Consider the following 18,084-nt stretch of genomic DNA (forward strand, 5'->3'; position numbering starts at 1 on the left):
CAGTTCACGGCACAGCCAAATTTCATGGCCTGGCTCTGTTAAACGCTCATTTAAATTTTGCCTCATAACGGGTTCCAGCAAGCACCGCAATGCTTAAATTCAATTTATTGGACAGTGGATTGCTGCCGCCGTAGCTCAGCTGGTCAGAGCGGGTGACTTGTAATCACCAGGCCGCGGGTTCGAATCCCGCCGGCGGCTCTCTGGATTTTTTCAGATGAGGTTGCTGGCACATCTCCATTTCTGATTGAATTAACTTAGAACCATTTAAATACCTGTGATGTGATTGAATCCGTAGGAGATGTCTGACATACAGGTGAAAGCATGGAGAAATGGGTTTACGAGCTTATCATTGAAAAAATCCCGCCATTCTCTCTCATAAGTGATAGAAACGTGGTGCTTGTGCAGCTCCTCTTAATGCTTGCCGCAGGCATTCTCATAGCAATACTTGCAAAATTGCCGCTGGTCTCCCTGCTGATGGGCTCTCTGGCGATCCTGGTTGTTGTCGTGTGGAGCAGACTGACCCTCATAGTTGCACCGTCTATAAGATCCTTCAGACCATCAATGAGTGAGGCGGAGAATATTGTGATTGAGGGGTACAAACAGCTGCTCTTCAGCAAAAGGAGGCCTGAGCTTTTTACCGGCATACTGATTTTCATACCATTTCTCTATCGAATTTTTACCAATAAGACCTTATTTCAGTTCTATCACCTTGAAAACTGGGTAGTGATTTTATTTGCCCTCATTCTTGCATGGGATGTTGTTTATCGGGCAGGTATTGGTATCTGGGTGTTCTCTCTGAGTCTTTTCAGATCATACAGGCTCTTCAAACTCTCAAAAAGGAGGAAGGAGCTTGAGCATGTTCTCCTTTATGATCTGAAGGCGATGGAGAGTATAGACAGGAGGGGAATTGCTTACGCATTCACGTCTCTCATGCTCTATCCTGTCCTTTCTCCGGACAAACTTCTGGCTTCAGCCGTTCTTGCCTACTTTCTGGTGATATTCTTGCTCTCATCCGCTTCGGTCTGGCTTATCAGGATGGTTCCGTGGCTCCCTCCAGATATAATGAAGCTGCTGGAAGAGGCAAAATTTGCGTATGTTGGCCATAATGGAGATTATTACCCGCATGTCACCCCTGTTGTACAGGTTTTCGATGGCAGAAGCATATACTTTTTCACCTCAAGGAAAAGCAAGAAACTTCGCCTGATTGAGAAGGACAATACCATCACGGTGGTTGTCGACGTCAGGGATTCGAGGGACTTTTTCAATAACCGGGCCGTGATGATTTCGGGAAAAGCGAAACCGTACTATCTCTGGAGAGCTTTACTCAGCCTTCCAAAAATTTTAAAACTTTTCTATTTAACCAGGAGGAAGTACTCTGTGTATCTTTCGAGATACAGGGAAAACTACAGCGAACTTCCTGAAGCCTGGAAGCTGACACCCTTCCTCACAAGAATCCCTATTGAGGTCGAGCCTGAGAGAGTTATTTACTGGAGAGGTGCCAGAAAGATAAGGATAGGGTTGTGATATTATGATCCCGTACGAAGTGCGGTCTCTGCTCAACACAACATATTTTGGATATCTCTGTACGAGAGCAACGTATCCCCACATAACCCCCGTTTTCTTTGTGTACGATCAGAGGGACGGTGTGTACTTCATGTCGACTTTTGGCTCAAGAAAAATCAGAAATATTGCCAGTGACAGGCGTGTCTCTCTTGTGATTGATGTGAGGGATGAAAATGATCCCTTTAACAATGAGGGTGTCATGATCTCAGGCATCGCAAGACTCTATCTGCCGGAGCAGTTTAAGTCTCAGGATTATGGTTCCCTGATAACCGTCTACAATCTTTTTAGAGAGAAGTATGCTGAGTTTGTTGAACCGGTCCATGGAGATGATGACGTTCTGGTCAGAATAGAAATGAAGAGACTGAGCTACTGGAAGGGACCGCAGTTTATGAATGTCAGACTTCACGACTGATCTGAACCCCTGGATCAGTAGGACCTCCAGATTTCTCTGACGATTCCCATGTGGCGTTGTTTACCATTAAGTATTGTTTCAAGACAGGCGGACACTCTTTCTGCAACAGAACCATTTATTGTGCCTTCAGCCACTGCGTGCCTGACATCTTCAAGGAGGTATGTGTGGAAGTCTCGGAGGACCAGCACAACTTTTCTTAAAATTGCGGCTTTTTCAGCGTAAAGCATGTCTTCAAACTCATACTGCTTGAATCTTACAGGTTCAGCCTCTTCGCCGCCTTTTATTGTTCTGAGACACTCCATAAGCCTGACTTTGTGGTACTCAGAATCTCTTAAAAGCTCATAGAGCTTTTTTCTCCCGCTTTCATCGTCTTCTGCCACGAACAGCTTTAACAGTATGTTTATGTTTGCCTCTTCCATGCTTATGGCTTTCTCAAGCAGGCGGATCAGCACCTCTTCATTTATGACGGTGCCACCTTCCTCGGACATAACAAAATAACTGTCCTCACCAAAATATTTATCTTTTTCCTTGTTTTATTTTTTATTTCTTCACTGGGGTTATTATCGGAGCGTTTCTGGCATACTGCGCGGTGCTTCATAATGTGCGAGCACTCGCTTTCCTGCTCGCCCGGCTTGGAGGCATCGTACCTGCATGATCTGAAGCAGAAACTGCATGGCTGTCATTTGTTAAGGTCGAATGCTGTTTGCTGTGGCAGAATTCCTTTTCAGTGTCTATCCGGCTCTGACACACGGCTAACATAGTTTTTCGGTTGTTATACTGGCCTGGCTTAATGAAATTCAGAAACACAAATCATATAAACACATCTTTTTAAGCCATTATTCGTGTCTGCCATGATGTCGGGAAGAATTGTCTTGGTTTGCTTTATCCTTGTCATCTCATCTGTGCTCACGGGATGTGCTTCCTCTGACCTGCACAGTTCTGTGGGCGGTGGGAACGCTCTGATACCCATGCCTGCAGGGATAAAGGAACGATACGAATTTCCGACAGAGGTGAGTGAAATCGAGTCGCTTACAGCCGAGCTGAATGCGGGGGTGAATTCGCAGGACCCTCGAGTAAGGTCTCTTGCACAGCGCATCGTTCAGGGTGATGGAGAAGGGAGCCATGATATTATGGCCGTGCAGGCCATCTATTCTTACGTGCAGAGCAACTGGACGTATGTGGAGGAATCCGAGAAATTTGCTCAGATTTCGTCTGCACCGGAAATAATTGAAAGGGGGCTCAGAGGTGGATCGCTCGACTACTCCATCGTTATGGCATCACTGCTTGAGGCCGCAGGATTCAAAGCGAGAATTGTATTCGGGTGTGATCTGAATGAAGGAATCTGCAGAGCCTGTCCGGAGGTGTTTGTTGGAACTGAGGAGGAGGCGAAGCAAATTCTTGTGGGTTTATCGGAAACCTTTCAGGACAGGATATACTATACGCATGATCCTGAAGGCGGTTACTGGCTCAGTCTGGATTTGGGAGGCGAACACATCGGAGGAAAGCCCTCAATCGACAGAGTGTACCTGATCGTTTATCCGGTGGAAAAGAGATGGGAGGTTGTGACAGGGGGCTGATTATCCTTTACATTTCAGTAAGGGATGAGGAAGTCAGGGATACGGACGAGATAGGCGAGGATGTGTTCATTGAGCTGAATTTGAGCAATGGAGCCTGTGGCTATGGATTTTTGGGGTATGGGTATGTAACAAACTGAACCTGAAGAACAACTGCCGAGGGGGGGATTTGAACCCCCGACCTCCTGATTATGAGTCAGGCGCCCCGCCAGCTAGGCTACCTCGGCCTGTGAATCTGCATTTGAGAAAGGATTATTAAAATTTTTGGCGGGCTAAATCATGGATATGAAGTTTTCGAGAACCTTTAGACCATTTTTACCGCTTTTTTCGGGATGGAACTGGAGACCCGTGTAATTCCCCTTTGCCACTGCAGAGGGAAATCTTATTCCGTATTCTGTCCAAGCTATTACGTTTTCCGCCTTTGTATTGAAATAGTATGAGTGGACGAAGTAGAAATAACGGCTCTCTATCCCCTCAAAAATCGGATGGTCCTCATGTTCTATCTCATTCCACCCCATGTGAGGTATTTTTCCTGAATTCTTCGGGAATCTGACAACCCTGCCTTCGATCACATCAAGCCCCCTGTGCAGCCCGCCCTCTTCACTGTAGGTGGCAAAAAGCTGCATTCCGAGGCAGATTCCCAGGACAGGAACTCTGGAGTCCTTGATATGGCTGGAAATGTTCTGCAGATTGTTGATGGCAGTCTCAAAAGCCCCAACACCGGGAAGTACAATCGCATCAGCGGATTCGATTTCTTCAAGTTCGGATGTAATCTTCACAGCAGCACCTGCTTTTTCAAGAGCCTTACTGATACTTCTCAGATTGCCTGCACCGTAATTTATTACTGCAATCACAATTTTAATGGGTTTTTTCAGGCTTTAAATATTTCTCAGTGAAAACTCGTAAGAGATAAATATCTGTATGCACAACAGGTGATGGAATGATCTCTCTCGACGATGAGATTTCAGGCAGTATTGAATCCGAGGTAAATAGAGTCTGCTGCAGAGTCTTTGAAAAGTACAGCATTGATCAGCTCATGGAGATGGTCAGGGGCAGTGAAAATGTCTATCTTCTGCTTCACAGAGATGATAGGGAGTTCGTAGACATTTATGTCAGCAACAATGGGGTAGATTCCTCAGAATTTATTGCCGTTCCGGTACCAAAGAGATTCGCAGTCCTGGAGCCGGATAAAAATTATTTTGAAATAACTCTAAAGGCAAACATTGCCCTTGCACTGAGGGGAGAGAGGGACTTTCACCTCTGATCTATTTTGAAGGCAGTTATGAGGCCTGAAACGCCTCCTATCACCACTGCGAAAAATATGCTCAGTGCGAACAGCTGACCTGTCTGCGCGGCTTTTTCGAAAATGCCTTCAGAGGACAGGTAGGCAACGAAAGCCAGCCATACAAGCAATCCGCCAAACGCTCCGAACATTACCTTGGACTTTATTGAGTTTCCGTAGAGTGACAGTCCTGCTCCGGCGATAATTATCCCGATCCAGTGGAATGCCGAGATCATAACACCTAAAATAAATATTGGAAATCCGAGGTTCATTCTCCCACCTCCATCTCTATGTATCTGCACTCCTTCCACATCTCAAGCAGGTCCTGGTAGTGCTTGGAGAAGTAGTTTCCAGAATTTCCACCGGGGATGATTCCGTACATTATGCCCTTAGCGTCGTCGAACGTTGTGATCATTCTCCAGCTGCTTCCGGCCTGATCTGGCCTGTAATCGTATCTGAAATTGTAAACTGTGTATTTCGAGCCGTTCATTTCCATAACCTGGTAATTCATGAACGAAACCTTCGGATAGAATGGGTGAACGGCTATGAATCTGTTTATGTCGCCGTACTTTGTCCACCCCTTCTCCTCAATTTTCTCGGCAACTCTGTCCATGGCTCTTGCAATAATGTCATATCTGTTCTCGGTCTTTTCAGTGTTTATGTCGTCAAACCATTTGCTGTTTTCAGGCAGGTTCTGCAGAACCCACAGTTTGGGGTAGTAGCTTTCGTCAAGCCCTGCTGAACTGAATTCATCATGGAAGGTCTCGTTCATGAACTCGTCTATGAAAAGCGAGAATATCAGTGCCGCTTTAGAGTCATACGTCATCCTGTAATCCCAGTTTATCAATTCTTTTGCGTACTCCTTTGCTCTATCTGAGAACGGAATCCTGTCAAAGTTTTCCCTGATGTCGTTCACGAAGAACTCTGCGGGCTTGGAGTAAACGTCTTTCTGCATGTCGATGAAGTCCTGGACTGTGAGCTTCCTTCCGTCCTTTGTCTTCTCCTTAAGCATCTCGTAAATTCTCATCCCTCTGTACGGGTCTGCAAAATACCCGCTGTCTCCTATGTAATGTTTGAAGCTCAGGACGGGTCTCTGGTTTGCTGTGGCAACGTAATCCGGATTTATGAGGTGCGGGATCTCCTTGAATGGTATGAACCCCTCCCAGCTTGAGATTCCGTATGGTGTAAAGCCCACCCATTCGCCTTCACCCCTGCTTCCATTGAAAATGACATTTCCTGGAACTTCCTTTCCGTCTGTGTATCTGATTGGATACTTTCCTGCGGGATAGTATGCAGTATTGCCTTCTCTGTCGATTATAACAAAATTCTGGGCTGGAACGTAAAACCATTTCAGCGCATCTATTGCCTCCTGAACGTTTCTGGCTTTATCGAGGTTGAAGATTGCTCTGAGTTCTGTTGTTGCGCTCAGTCCTGTCCATGCCACCGCAACTCTGGTACCGTATTTTTCGATCAGTGGTCCGTGGACGGTTTTTTCAACCACAATCTTTTTCTCCTTGATGCCTTCGTCCGTTAGCATCTTCAGGGTTTTCACTTCCTTACTGACTTCCCTCCATTCTCCCTTGTAGAGGTATTTATCTCCATTGAACTTGTAGGTGTAGAAGTCTATAACATCGGCACCCACATTCGTAACACCCCATGATATGTATTTGTTCTGTCCAATGATTATTACCGGGATTCCGGGGAATGTAACGCCCTGAACTTCGAAGTCGCCGGCTTTCAGGTGCATCATGTACCACACAGGCGGAACACGCAGGGACAGGTGTGGATCGTTGGAGAGCATGGGCTTTCCGTTCTCCGTGTACTTGCCGGAGACAAGCCAGTTGTTTGAACCTGCCGAATCGTCTTTTTCGAAGTTGCTGAGCCAGTCAACAAGACTTTTGTTTATGTTCGGTATTTCGCTGTTTATTATCTGGTATGTGTGGTTGAGGTAGTCTGGATAAAGTTCTCCAGCCTCGGGAAGGTTTTTGAGGATCACTGCTCTTTTCAGGTCCCAGAAATCGCCTGTTAAACCCCATGCTATCAGCTTGTTTACGAGGAATGTATCTACCGGAGTCCATGGTTTTGGAGTATACCCGAGGAGCTTGAATTCCGGCTGTAGCTCACCATCTTCAATGTATTTGTTCACACCGTCGCAGTATGCCTGCAGAAGTGGAGCGTACTCGCTATTTTTGAAGTATTCCCAGGTTGCTTTGGCGGCACCCTCGAAGTCCATTTTGATGTAAAATTCGTCAGTTTCGTTTAGGGACTCTCCAAAAACTTCTGAAAGCTGACCTTTCATCAGTCTACGCTGCAAATCCATCTGAAAGAGTCTATCCTTGGCCTGAGCATATCCTGTAGCATAAAAAAGGCTTTCAAGGTTGTCGGCGGTAATGTGAGGCACACCATACTCGTCATATTCTATTACTGCCTTGCCATAGGGGGTTGTGAGTTCGATTTTGTCGACTTCGTGGAACTTCCAGAACTGTCCAAATGGCGCAAAAAGATTCATGTAATCGTACATTGGTGAGATCAGTATCAACAAAATCGCTACTGACAGAAGGGAGAAAAATTCTCCTCTTCTGAGGGGTCTCAGTCTCATAGTATGTAATTTAAATGCCAAATAAATATATTTTTCGGATTAATAATGAAAATTAAAATGGCAACTGTTAAAAAACCACGTTAACCCTTTCTGAAACATGGTTGACAGAGCGGAAAATCTGACGAAGGTGTCAATGGCCGTAATCATGGCAGCAATAATTGCGTTATCTGCTCAGTTGAGCTTTAAAATTGGCCCAGTGCCATATACCATGCAGAATTTCGCCATAATGCTTTCGGGATTCCTGCTCGGACCTTATTACGGAGCAATGGCCGTCATCATCTACCTCGGTATGATTGCCGTTGGACTTCCTCTCGGAGCAGGTGGTGGGGGTCCCGGCGTTCTCATGGGATATACAGCAGGATATCTGTTCGGTTTCGTCTTCTCTGCGAGCCTGGCAGGCATATTCGGCAGAAAATTCGGGGACAGGCCGGTCATCCTGTGGATATCCACGTTTGTTGCAGCATTGCCAACCTATCTTCTCGGTTTCGCTGTTTTCTACAGGTTTGCTCTTGGAAGTGCTGGACTTTCAGACTGGGCACTGAGCGCTGTTGAACGATTTGGTATTCCCGCCATATCATTCCCGTTTGTAATATTTGCCGCAACCGTCCTGATATATATCCCCCAGGACATGCTTATTGACCATCTGCTTGCAGTTGTCGTTTTCCGATATGTTAGGGATCTAATGATTCAGAGAGGTGTTCGACTCTGATTGAATTCGAAATTCATGAATACGTGTATCCCAGCGGGCAGAAAGGGCTGGAGGGTGTTAGGGGCAGGATAGAAGAAAGCTGCTTCATTTCCGGGGCTACGGGAAAGGGGAAAAGCACACTGCTGAGAACTTTCAACGGTCTGATTCCGGATTTTTATGCGGGTGTATTCAGGGGGAAGGTAAGAGTTCTGGGAGAGAAACCAAGTGCTAAGATAGCATATCTGGTGATGCAGAATCCCTATGAGCAGATAACATCTCTGAGAGTGATTGATGAGCTTGTATTTCCCTCAGTGCAGGGTGGTGCGAACTACCGGGATGCAAAAAAAGATGCTGAATCTCTTGCCGAGGAGATGGGAATCGGACATCTGCTCGAAAGAACCACGCATACTCTCTCGACAGGTGAACTGCAGATCGTGGAAATACTCTCCGCAATTCTTTCTAAAAAGAAAGTCCTTCTCATGGATGAGCCTTTTGCCCATTTGAGCACCAGAAATGTCAGGGGCCTCATAAAAATTATTGGAGACCTTTTTACCATAATTTCTGACCACAGGGTTGAGTTCAGGGAGCTATTTCCCCAGCACATGGATCTTGGTGTTGACAGGGTGGATTATCCTGATGTTCAGGCAGAAATTGGTGATGTAATCTTTGACGGCCTGCTCACGTTGAAAAAAGGCGAAATTATTGCTGTAATCGGGGATAATGGTTCGGGAAAAACAACAATGCTGAAAAAACTGGCAGAAGAGATGAAAAAAGCGAAAGTGGATTTTGGAATCGTTCTCCAGAACCCAAATTATCATCTGACTGAAGGAACTGTCATTCAGGAGGTGGGTGATGAGTGGGTTCTCAGAGATTTTGGTCTTGAGGGGTTGAAAGACCGGCATCCACACGCTCTGAGCTATGGTCAGGCCAAGCGTGTCAGTATTGCGAGAGTATTCAGACGCGACATCCTGCTTCTCGACGAGCCAACAGCCGGGCAGGACACATCTTTCAGGCGCAAACTGATACATCTGCTGAGAGGCTATGGAAAGACTGCCGTAATAGCGACCCATGATGAACGTCTTGCAAAATGCTGTGACAGGGTTGTCAGACTATGATTCTGCAGAACCTGAATCTTGCTCTGAATGAAGGAGATCTTGAGGGCAGAACAGCGCTGATGTCCTCGATAATGCTGTCAGCATCCATATATTTGTCCGGTTTCGACATTTATGTCTCTTTCGCCGTTATTGCAGTCTCCTCACTTTTTTCTGGAGGAAGGAACTTCAGGTTGATCCTGTCTTTTTACCCGTTTATGGCTCTCATTCTTTTTTCCGGAGTCTTCTTCGATATGGGTTATGCTGTCAGGTCTTCACTCGCATTTGCCGGGATACTGTCAACCGGGGCAATGGTCTATTCTTCGAGGATCTCGGAAGTTACCGGAGCGCTTCTATGGATGAGGGTTCCGGAGAAATATGTTTCTCTCATGCAGCTTGCTCTTGCATCGTTACCTCTTCTGGCAAAGGACCTTGCTGAAATTTTCTGGGCGGTTGATGATTCCGGATTTGCAAAATACCGTAAGGTGTTGAAGGCTTTCGTATCCACCTCAGTTCTGCGCTCGATTTCACTATCTGAAGCGCTTTATTCGAAGAATTTCGCCTACATCCCTGCAGGAGTATTGAGGAAACCGACCATGAAAGACGTCGCCCTTACTGCAGTATCTCTGCTTTTACTTCTTTCCACAGTTCTTCGAGTTCTCTGACTTCGCCTCTTGCAGTGTACGCTCCATCTGTTTTTTCAACGAACCCGTTATCGTGCAGGAAGTCCAGATGGGCTATGACCTCCGACATTGCCAAAAAAAGCTGATCCTTCTCCCTGAAATGCTCCACTGCTATTTCGTAAGCAGTTTTCCCTTTACAGAGTTTGAAGATTTCGATGCTCCTTCTCTCGAATCCGTCGAGATAGTCTGAGATGAGTTTTCGGTGGTTTTCTATGTGTTTTCTGTGACCTGGGAAAACTTTCTCTATTTCAAGCCCGTAAAGGTATCCGAGCGTCCGCAGATAATGCTGGAGAACGGGCTTTCTGTTATATCTGCCGTCGGGCTCTATCACCGGATTTGGGGTGATGCCGTTGAGAAGTGTATCTCCCGAGAACAGAACGCCATGCTCCTCATTATACAGCGCAATGTGGGAGAACGAGTGACCCGGAATGTGTATAACCTCAAATTCATCGTCTCCAGCCCTGATCTTTTTCCCCACTTTGGAGCAATTTTTGCACGGGCGTATCAGTTTTGAGTACTCCTTGAGGGCGTTCTCCTTCATTTTCCTGGATACCTCCAACGGCATCCCTTCCTCTCCAAAGTGATGGTATATGAGTTCAAAATAGCTTTTTTCAGCATCGTGGACTCTCTCACAGGCGATTTCGTGAGCGTATACCTTTTTGAACATATATGCCGAACCAAAATGGTCAACATGGGGGTGCGTGAGTATGAGCGTGGAATTTTCAAAGTCCATATCCGATTTTTCAAGTTCATTTTTGAGATCATTGATGGACTCGGGGAGGTTAATTCCCGCATCAACAACGATTTCGTGGTTTATTATGTACACGTTGGTATCTCCCACGGGATAGGGGCTGAAAATTTTTGCAAATCTGATTTCCATGAAAGGAAAGTTTATAATTTGACTTATTAAACTTACTCCATGGCTCTCGACACTCTGAAAGACGTTGTCAGAAAAATCGCAAGATCATCCTCAATTGATAAACATCTCGTTGATGAGGTCGTTAAGGACATTCAGAGGGCTTTGATCAGGGCTGATGTTAACGTAAGGCAGGTCAAGGAGATAACCGATGCGATCAGGAAAAGAGCCCTGAGCGATGAACCCCTGAAGAGTCTGAACCCGAGGGAGCACATCATCAAGATCGTTTATGAAGAGCTGCTGAAGGGGGTCGGAGAGGGCCTTGAGATCCCCCTCGAAAAGGCCAGAATAATGCTCGTCGGTCTGCAGGGGAGCGGAAAGACAACAACGACCGCAAAGCTTGCCAAGTACTTCAAGGACAGGGGAATGAAGACCGCCGTTATAGCTGCAGATACCTGGAGGCCCGCTGCCTACGACCAGCTAAAACAGCTTGCAGAAACCATCGGCGTTGGATTTTATGGGGACAGGAATGAGAAGGATGCCGTCAAGATTGTCAGGAACGGGCTTGAGGAGCTGAAGGACTACGACATGATAATAATCGACACCGCAGGAAGGCATGCGCTCGAGGACGAGCTGATTAGGGAGATGATCGAGATCGAGAAGGTTGCAAAGCCTGACTACAAGTTTCTGGTGCTCGACGCTGCAATAGGCCAGCTCGCCTCCAAGCAGGCGCAGGCGTTCCACGATGCGATAGGCATAGACGGGATAATTATAACGAAATTCGACGGAACCGCCAAGGGTGGAGGTGCCCTATCGGCAGCGAGGCAGATTCAGATACCCATAGCATTCATTGGCTCTGGAGAGAGGGTTGACGACCTCGATCGCTTCGATCCTGCCGGCTTTATCTCGAGACTGCTTGGAATGGGGGACATAAAGGCTCTGCTCGAGAAGATAGAGCGGATAACTCAGGAGGAGGAGCTCGACCCGGAGAAGTTCCTCAAGGGGGAGTTCACGCTGAAGGACGTTTACAAGCAGATTGAGGCGATGAACAAGATGGGTCCCATAAGGAAGATATTCGAGATGCTCCCCCTGGGCATGTCGGTGAAGGTTGACGATGACGCCCTGGAAATGACGCAGGAGAAGATGAAGAGGTTCAGGGTTATAATGGACTCTATGACGGAGGAGGAGCTTCTCAACCCCAGGGTAATAGACGGTTCGAGGATAAGGCGCATCGCCATCGGCAGCGGGACGTCCCCGCAGGAGGTCAAGGAGCTGCTGAAGTACTACAACACCATGAAGAGCCTGATGAAGAGGATGAAGAAGGGCAGGCTGCCGATAAAGGGGCTGAAGATGGGGTTCTGAATTTTTTAAATACTTCTAGCACTCTTTAAACAAGATGGTTAAGTCAAAAATGGTTCTCGGGGCGGTTATGGGTTGTGTAATTGCAACTTGAGGTAGCAATTTAGACGATCTTGCCGAAATTCTGAAGGAGAATGAATTACATCTTGGATAAGTTTTGTCCAATCGCCCAAGTCCGTTAAACCATTGATGAAGTGCGAGTCTCAAAGCTATCGTGGTTCGAGATTTATTACCTCCAGCAATTCTGGTTATTTATGTTCATATTGCTCAGAGACTGTATTGGCAATATCCAGCTGTTTTACTCAAAAATTTTATAAATAATTGCTTCGTATTAAAGAAACAGATATGCCGGCATTTAATTTGGTCATGGCGGCTATTGGAATCGCCGGTGTCATATCTTCAGCCATCCCGATATATATTATTGGAACAGAAAAGGATAACTTTAAGAATATTTACACCTCTTGGCTTAAGTTCAGCCGGTATTTTGCGATATTTACATTCATCGTTACTTTGATTAGTGTTATGGAAGGATTTGAACTATTCTTCGAACATTTTGATATACATCCTGTAAGCTTGGAAATCGTGCACAACATATTTGGTCTGAGTATAGGGGTGATAATAATCGCATTTTTGATTTCACTTTCCATCTCAATTTGGAAGGAAAGTGAAAGAACACAACTGCTGGATAGTTCCGTTTTTTACGGAAAATTTGGAATTACGCTATTGTATGTTTCAGTTTTCGGGATTATAAGTCATATTCTGAGCAATAGTCCAGATATTGGTCATTTAATCGTAAAGATTTCTGAAATCCTGTACATAGGGTTTTTCCCGACATTTGTGTATATTCTCCTGAGATTAATGAAGTACAATACCATGATCAAAGAGGGGAGGATAATCGTCCCTTCTCATACAATTAATGTGTTTATTGGTGTATCCACGTCATTTCTGATGTTCTTTATTGGTATTGTATTTGATGCGTTCGGGAATCATTTGATGTATAATTTGATGGAAGTTGGGTCTCTTGCAGTATTCGTCCTTGTGGGTCTGTCGTACGGAGCAGAGATGGAAAAAGTGTTGAGTATTTCGGAATAACCGCTGTGGAGATGTAAATTAATGGCACCTCTTCTACCATCGAACTGGAGGAATGAATAATCTTTATCAAACTTGATATTCTGGTGTCGTTTGAATGATAATTGCGGGAATTGACGAGGCAGGAAAGGGTCCGGTTATTGGCCCGCTCGTGGTTTGCGGTGTTGCGTGTGATGAAAAGCTGTTGAAAAAGCTCGTTGATCTTGGAGTCCGGGACTCAAAGAAGCTAACGCCGAAAAGGAGAAAGGAGATCGCTGAGGAGCTGAAAAAACTTGTGAAATGGGAGGCAGTAGTTATTCAGCCAGCAGAACTCGACAGGATGATGGAGGACAGGACAATAAATGAGATCCTGAAGGAAACATGTGCCAGAATCATATCCAGGCTCAATCCTGATGTGGCCTTCGTGGACAGCTTTGACGTCAGGCCTGAAAGGCTCTCTGCAGAGCTTGAAAGGCTGACCGGAAAGAAGGTTGTTGCGAAGCATTATGGTGAAGAAGAGCCTGTTGTTGCTGCTGCCTCGATAATTGCCAAATGCCTCAGAGATGAGATGGTTGAAAGGCTGAAGGAGAAATACGGAGATTTCGGGAGCGGATATGCTTCGGACGAAAGGACAAGGAAGTGGCTGGAGGAGAGGCTGAAAAACGGTGAGGTTCCGGATATAGTTCGAAGGAAGTGGAAGACCGTTGACAGGATGATGAATGGTTTGAAGCAGAAGAGCCTGTATGAGTTCTGATTACTGTTTGTCAAGCACCGTGACCTTTATTCCCACCTCTTTCAGTCTCTCAAAGTCTCTGTCGAATGTGAGAATCTCGCAGTCCGGATCGCTGCTTGCGATGAGGATGTCAATGTCGGGGACGTCTATGCCTTTAAGCATGAGTGACGACTTCACTTCAGAGGCTCGCTCTACAACCTCTTCGTCCACGGGAACTCTTGTAAGTGCTTTCAGCATCTCTCTGATTTTGATTAGCTCTTTTGCATCTCCGTGCTTCTTCCAGACGAACTTTGCACCAACAGTGAGTTCGTAAATTGTTATTTCGCTCACCATCAGGTCCTCACACGCTTCTTTCCTCTCTTCAAGCGCTCTCAGTGCATTTTTGTTCTCTCTTTTCAGCTCTATCAGAAACGAAGTATCCAGCAGGAGCTTCAAAGTCTCACCCTGAATTTCTTTCTGATTTCCTTAGATATCTTTTCGAGCTCACTCTCGTATCCTGTGGCCTCAGCAGCCTCAATGAGCATATCTATTCTCTTTTCCACGCTTTTTGATATCAGTTCGTCTATGATGGCACTGAAGCTCTTTTTCCCCTTCAATCTGAGGAGCTTCTCGTAAACGTCATCGGATATTGTTATCGTTTTCATGTTTCGTGTGTTGTACATGAAAATATTTAAGCTGTTCTGCTGGCAAATTCGTTCGGCAATATTTATATCGCTCTTCTCAAAAAATCTCTCATGGCCTACGAAGATCTCAGGGAGTTCATTGCCAGACTCGAGCAGGAGGGCGAGCTGGCGAGGATAACGCGTGAGGTTAGCGTTGAGCTTGAAATCACCGAGATTGCTGACAGGGCAGTCAAGCAGGGTGGAAAGGCTCTGCTTTTCGAGAACCCGAAGGGCTATAGCATTCCTGTTTTGATAAACGCATTTGCGAGCGATAAGCGCATCAGGCTCGCCCTTGAGACTGAAAGGCTCGAGAGCATCGGAGAAAAGCTTGTGGAGCTTGCGAGGATGAAGCCCGAGTCGGTCCTCGATGGCCTCAAAGCATTATCCTCGGCAAAGGACCTGGTGAGCTTCATCCCGAAGAAGGTGAGGAATGGACCTGTGAAGGAAGTCGTGGATCACAATCCCAACCTGCTGAAATTCCCGATTCTGAAGTGCTGGCCTCAGGATGGTGGGAGGTTCATAACATTTCCCGTCGTAATCACCAGGGATCCTGAGACAGATGTGCTTAACGCGGGAATGTACAGGATGCAAGTTTTTGATGAAAAGACCACGGGCATGCACTGGCAGATTCACAAGCATGGTGCGCTGCACTACAAAAAGCTGAAGGAGATGGGGGTGGACAAACTTGAGGTTGCCGTTGCAATTGGCGTTGACCCTGCAACGCTCTACTCTGCAACCGCACCGCTGCCGGAGAACATGAGCGAGTTCATGCTCGCGGGCTTCATCAGGAAGAAAAGGCTGAAGATGGTTGATTGCGAGACTGTGGACCTGCAGGTCCCAGCAACGGCAGAAATCGTGCTCGAGGGCTACGTGAAGCTCGATGAATTCAGGACTGAGGGACCTTTCGGTGATCACACCGGCTACTACACGCCGGCAGAGCCGTATCCCGTGTTTCATGTTGAATGCGTAACTCACCGCGAGAACCCGATTTATCATGCTACAGTGGTCGGAAAGCCACCAATGGAGGACGCGTGGCTCGGGAAAGCCACGGAGAGAATATTCCTGCCCATGATAAAGATGATCCACCCTGACATCGTGGACATCAACCTTCCGATCTCGGCTACGTTCCACAATCTGGCCATAGTCTCGATAAAGAAGCGCTATCCGGGGCACGCGAGGAAGGTCATGTTCTCGATATGGGGCACGGGTATGCTCAGCCTGACGAAGGTTGTGATTGTTGTGGACGATGATGTGAATGTGCACGACATGAATGAGGTGATGTGGGCCGTTACGAGCAGGTTTGACCCTTCGAGAGATGTGGTCGTCATTCCAGACTCACCCCTCGACAGCCTTGATCATGCCTCGTACAAACCAAACCTTGGAGGAAAGCTGGGTATTGATGCGACGAAGAAGTGGAAGGAGGAGGGCTACGAGAGGGAGTGGCCCGACGTGGTTGAGATGGATGAGGATACGAGGAGAAAGGTGGATGCCTACTGGGATGAGATAAAGAGAATGATTTTTTGAGCAGTGAGAGGCAAAGGATGTTTTTCACATTCTATTTTTCGGTATCTCAAACAATGCCTCGGAACACTCCAAGGTTCTGGTGCAGAAGGTTATGCATCAGCAACTTTTTGAGGATGCATCCTTAGGTTTCCATGTGGGCAAACCATCCCTTAGCTTATTCTAAGGGATGGGCCCGGAGGGATTTGAACCCTCGACCGCCCGGTTATGAGCCGGGCGCTCTGACCTGGCTAAGCTACGGGCCCTTGGCTTAACGATACTGAGTAGATTTGTTTATAAGGGTTTTGGGTGCTTTGAATTTAGCAAGTGATTATTTGGGCCGATACCGCTGGAGACTATGATGGTGTACGCCCCTCAATGCAGAAGTCTGTTACAGCTGGATTAAATGGATGCATGACAGCAAAGGAAGGTCAAAATTATGTTTGAGCAGCCATGGTGTTCCTGGTGGATTTTTGCAGGATTCTTCAAACTGTATGCAAATTAATCAAAAAGACTATATAGTATGAAAACTAAGATATAATGGGGACGAAGGTCAAACTTCTAAGACTAAAAGCCCAGGGGTTTAGAGCCTGAGGGTTTTTGAATCTCGAAGTTTGACTGAGAGTGGTAAGCATTCGTTGCTGGTGGTGAAAGCTACCAGCAATGTCCCCCCATTACCTGTTATATGCTTGTGTGGCCTTAGTATATATGTCTGGCAGGCTGTTATTTTTACTGCGGTGCTGTGTTTGAGAAATCGACGCTTTACGGTCAAACTTCCTCTTCGTAAATTTTCTGCGCGATTCTCCTATTGAGTACAAGCTCTTTGTCCTTTACGACCAGCCTTTCTAATTTGCTGAGGGCAGCATGGACTGCAAATTCTACGCCCCAGGATTCACTTGTAACAAAGAAGTCCCCCTGGTCACTTCTGAGCCTCATTCTCACGTAGATGAGGGGCAGATCTCTGTAATGTCGCTTGAGCTTTTTCACATATACAAATAGATGGGCCGTCCCGAGAGAATCCTTGAATTTCATTAAAAATCTGTCCAGGTCCTCCAGAAGTCCTTCCACTTCAGAGCTTCTCAGAGTTATTCCCTTGGAGACAATCTGTACATTTTGTTCTTTTGACGTGGTCATCCTGAGATAGTATTCCAGAAAGTCCTTCTTAACAACGATCCCCTCCGCCACATCGTTTTCCATGACCACGAGGCTCGAAACATTCTTCTCTATCATCAGGTCGATTGCTCTGACAACCCTGTCGTTTTTCTTGACTGTTACAACCGGTTGACTCATTATGCTCTCTACCGGTATTGAAAGCGTCTTCTCCTTTTCCTTCATACTTAAATACCCAAGTCCATCGTCTTTTTTAAGAGATACAACTCGGTCTATTATGTCTTTGCCGGTGATGATTCCTGCAACCTTATTTTCGCTGTTGACTACAACAACTCTGCTTATGCCGTGATTTCTCATGATTGCTAAGGCTTTTGATGCACCATCGCTCGTTTTAACAGTGATAACGTCTGGATTCATAACACTCTGGATTTCAGTACCTTTGAATTCATCCTTTATCCTTTCCAGGAAATCATTAATACGTATTATCCCTGTTTCTCCGTCAAGTTTTACAGGAACAAATGGCGTGGAATCCTCTATAAATCTTCTTGCCACTTTTTCCGGGGTCAGTTCGTCAGGACGAATGATTCCAGTTTTTGCGGCAAATCTTCCGATTTTCGTCTCATCGGGGTTTGTCATCAGGCTGCCTCTGATCAGGTCTTTTTCTCTTATGGCTCCTATAATCTCACCACCCTTCTCGACGAGCATGGGCCTTTCGTGTTCATATTCGGCCAGCATTGAAATTACCTTTGAAATTGTCTCATCTGCATTGATGATGCTGTACTCGTCTGTGATAACCTCCAGAAGGCTTTCAGCATTCATGATGTTCATCCCCGTATGATTCCTGTATGTATTATATAGTATAAAAATTTAACTGCTTATTATCTATTTTGAATTATTTTAATTT

The 18,084-nt window shown here is 46.1% G+C and carries 20 protein-coding genes and 3 tRNA genes; 13 read left to right on the top strand and 10 right to left on the bottom strand.

Going from position 1 to position 18,084, the window contains the following annotated elements; translation table 11 throughout:
* The first annotated feature begins 124 nt into the window (after positions 1–124).
* From GACE_RS01510 to GACE_RS01520, 3 genes are all read left to right on the top strand, one after another.
* Positions 125–198 (top strand) — tRNA-Thr (locus tag GACE_RS01510).
* Positions 199–321: 123 nt separating this feature from the next.
* Complete coding sequence (locus tag GACE_RS01515; protein ID WP_048090597.1) at positions 322–1,524, top strand: pyridoxamine 5'-phosphate oxidase family protein; 1,203 nt, start codon at positions 322–324, stop codon at positions 1,522–1,524.
* Between the two features lie 4 nt (positions 1,525–1,528).
* On the top strand, positions 1,529–1,975 hold the full coding sequence (locus tag GACE_RS01520) for a pyridoxamine 5'-phosphate oxidase family protein (RefSeq protein ID WP_048090599.1): 447 nt from the start codon (positions 1,529–1,531) through the stop codon (positions 1,973–1,975).
* A 14-nt stretch (positions 1,976–1,989) separates the two neighbouring features.
* Here the strand turns inward: GACE_RS01520 and GACE_RS01525 are convergent, their stop codons facing one another.
* Entirely contained in the window at positions 1,990–2,463 is a 474-nt protein-coding gene (locus GACE_RS01525) for a hypothetical protein (protein WP_048090601.1), read from the bottom strand.
* 363 nt (positions 2,464–2,826) lie between these two features.
* Here GACE_RS01525 and GACE_RS01530 point away from each other — a divergent pair, with 363 nt between their 5' ends.
* Positions 2,827–3,552 carry a transglutaminase domain-containing protein gene (locus tag GACE_RS01530; RefSeq protein WP_084063638.1) on the top strand — a complete coding sequence of 242 codons (726 nt, stop codon included), beginning with the start codon at positions 2,827–2,829 and terminating at the stop codon, positions 3,550–3,552.
* Positions 3,528–3,689 (top strand): hypothetical protein, encoded by a 162-nt coding sequence (locus tag GACE_RS11595; protein WP_158413786.1) that lies wholly within the window; start codon positions 3,528–3,530, stop codon positions 3,687–3,689. The genes GACE_RS01530 and GACE_RS11595 overlap by 25 nt, the downstream gene beginning before the upstream one ends.
* 14 nt (positions 3,690–3,703) lie before the next feature.
* On the opposite strand, the gene GACE_RS01535 is transcribed toward GACE_RS11595, so the two are convergent.
* Positions 3,704–3,776, bottom strand: a tRNA-Met gene (locus tag GACE_RS01535).
* 45 nt (positions 3,777–3,821) lie between these two features.
* Complete coding sequence (hisH, locus tag GACE_RS01540) at positions 3,822–4,403, bottom strand: imidazole glycerol phosphate synthase subunit HisH (RefSeq protein ID WP_048090604.1); 582 nt, start codon at positions 4,401–4,403, stop codon at positions 3,822–3,824.
* 86 nt (positions 4,404–4,489) lie between these two features.
* Here hisH and GACE_RS01545 point away from each other — a divergent pair, with 86 nt between their 5' ends.
* A complete protein-coding gene (locus GACE_RS01545; protein WP_048090606.1) occupies positions 4,490–4,813 on the top strand; it encodes a hypothetical protein in 324 nt (107 codons plus the stop codon).
* On the opposite strand, the gene GACE_RS01550 is transcribed toward GACE_RS01545, so the two are convergent.
* Both GACE_RS01550 and GACE_RS01555 read right to left on the bottom strand, forming a co-directional pair.
* Positions 4,804–5,103: a hypothetical protein gene (locus GACE_RS01550; protein WP_148305893.1), complete on the bottom strand. Its 300-nt coding sequence runs from the start codon at positions 5,101–5,103 to the stop codon at positions 4,804–4,806. The two genes, GACE_RS01545 and GACE_RS01550, sit on opposite strands and share 10 nt — an antisense overlap.
* On the bottom strand, positions 5,100–7,430 hold the full coding sequence (locus tag GACE_RS01555; RefSeq protein WP_048090610.1) for a penicillin acylase family protein: 2,331 nt from the start codon (positions 7,428–7,430) through the stop codon (positions 5,100–5,102). The genes GACE_RS01550 and GACE_RS01555 overlap by 4 nt, the downstream gene beginning before the upstream one ends.
* Before the next feature lie 97 nt (positions 7,431–7,527).
* Here GACE_RS01555 and GACE_RS01560 point away from each other — a divergent pair, with 97 nt between their 5' ends.
* From GACE_RS01560 to GACE_RS01570, 3 genes are read left to right on the top strand one after another with little or no spacing between them, the layout of a single operon-like run.
* Positions 7,528–8,139, top strand: coding sequence for a biotin transporter BioY (locus GACE_RS01560; protein WP_048090612.1), 612 nt, complete (start codon positions 7,528–7,530; stop codon positions 8,137–8,139).
* A 23-nt stretch (positions 8,140–8,162) separates the two neighbouring features.
* Entirely contained in the window at positions 8,163–9,233 is a 1,071-nt protein-coding gene (locus GACE_RS01565) for an ATP-binding cassette domain-containing protein (protein WP_318249247.1), read from the top strand.
* The gene (locus GACE_RS01570) at positions 9,230–9,874 is read left to right on the top strand and encodes a hypothetical protein (RefSeq protein ID WP_048090614.1); all 645 of its coding nucleotides are present in this window, start codon (positions 9,230–9,232) and stop codon (positions 9,872–9,874) included. Before GACE_RS01565 ends, GACE_RS01570 begins: the two co-directional genes overlap by 4 nt.
* On the opposite strand, the gene GACE_RS11125 is transcribed toward GACE_RS01570, so the two are convergent.
* Complete coding sequence (locus tag GACE_RS11125) at positions 9,822–10,772, bottom strand: MBL fold metallo-hydrolase (RefSeq protein WP_052400175.1); 951 nt, start codon at positions 10,770–10,772, stop codon at positions 9,822–9,824. The genes GACE_RS01570 and GACE_RS11125 overlap by 53 nt on opposite strands.
* Before the next feature lie 39 nt (positions 10,773–10,811).
* Between GACE_RS11125 and GACE_RS01580 the strand changes: the two genes are divergently transcribed.
* The 3 genes from GACE_RS01580 (at position 10,812) to rnhB (ending at position 13,929) form a co-directional block, all read left to right on the top strand.
* The gene (locus GACE_RS01580; RefSeq protein ID WP_048090615.1) at positions 10,812–12,110 is read left to right on the top strand and encodes a signal recognition particle protein Srp54; all 1,299 of its coding nucleotides are present in this window, start codon (positions 10,812–10,814) and stop codon (positions 12,108–12,110) included.
* 342 nt (positions 12,111–12,452) lie between these two features.
* Positions 12,453–13,199 carry a hypothetical protein gene (locus GACE_RS01585; RefSeq protein WP_048090616.1) on the top strand — a complete coding sequence of 249 codons (747 nt, stop codon included), beginning with the start codon at positions 12,453–12,455 and terminating at the stop codon, positions 13,197–13,199.
* Between the two features lie 94 nt (positions 13,200–13,293).
* Positions 13,294–13,929: a ribonuclease HII gene (gene rnhB, locus GACE_RS01590; protein WP_048090618.1), complete on the top strand. Its 636-nt coding sequence runs from the start codon at positions 13,294–13,296 to the stop codon at positions 13,927–13,929.
* Here rnhB and GACE_RS01595 read toward each other — a convergent pair whose 3' ends face one another.
* The gene (locus tag GACE_RS01595; protein ID WP_048090620.1) at positions 13,930–14,343 is read right to left on the bottom strand and encodes a type II toxin-antitoxin system VapC family toxin; all 414 of its coding nucleotides are present in this window, start codon (positions 14,341–14,343) and stop codon (positions 13,930–13,932) included.
* A complete protein-coding gene (locus GACE_RS01600) occupies positions 14,340–14,552 on the bottom strand; it encodes an antitoxin VapB family protein (protein ID WP_048090621.1) in 213 nt (70 codons plus the stop codon). Before GACE_RS01600 ends, GACE_RS01595 begins: the two co-directional genes overlap by 4 nt.
* A 90-nt stretch (positions 14,553–14,642) precedes the next feature.
* Between GACE_RS01600 and GACE_RS01605 the strand changes: the two genes are divergently transcribed.
* Positions 14,643–16,094 carry a menaquinone biosynthesis decarboxylase gene (locus GACE_RS01605; protein WP_048090623.1) on the top strand — a complete coding sequence of 484 codons (1,452 nt, stop codon included), beginning with the start codon at positions 14,643–14,645 and terminating at the stop codon, positions 16,092–16,094.
* 167 nt (positions 16,095–16,261) lie between these two features.
* Here the strand turns inward: GACE_RS01605 and GACE_RS01610 are convergent.
* Positions 16,262–16,336 (bottom strand) — tRNA-Ile (locus GACE_RS01610).
* A gap of 502 nt (positions 16,337–16,838) precedes the next feature.
* A complete protein-coding gene (locus GACE_RS01615) occupies positions 16,839–18,008 on the bottom strand; it encodes a CBS domain-containing protein (protein ID WP_318249248.1) in 1,170 nt (389 codons plus the stop codon).
* Positions 18,009–18,084: the final 76 nt, after the last annotated feature.

It is taken from the genome of Geoglobus acetivorans, from assembly GCF_000789255.1.
Taxonomy (GTDB): domain Archaea; phylum Halobacteriota; class Archaeoglobi; order Archaeoglobales; family Archaeoglobaceae; genus Geoglobus; species Geoglobus acetivorans_B.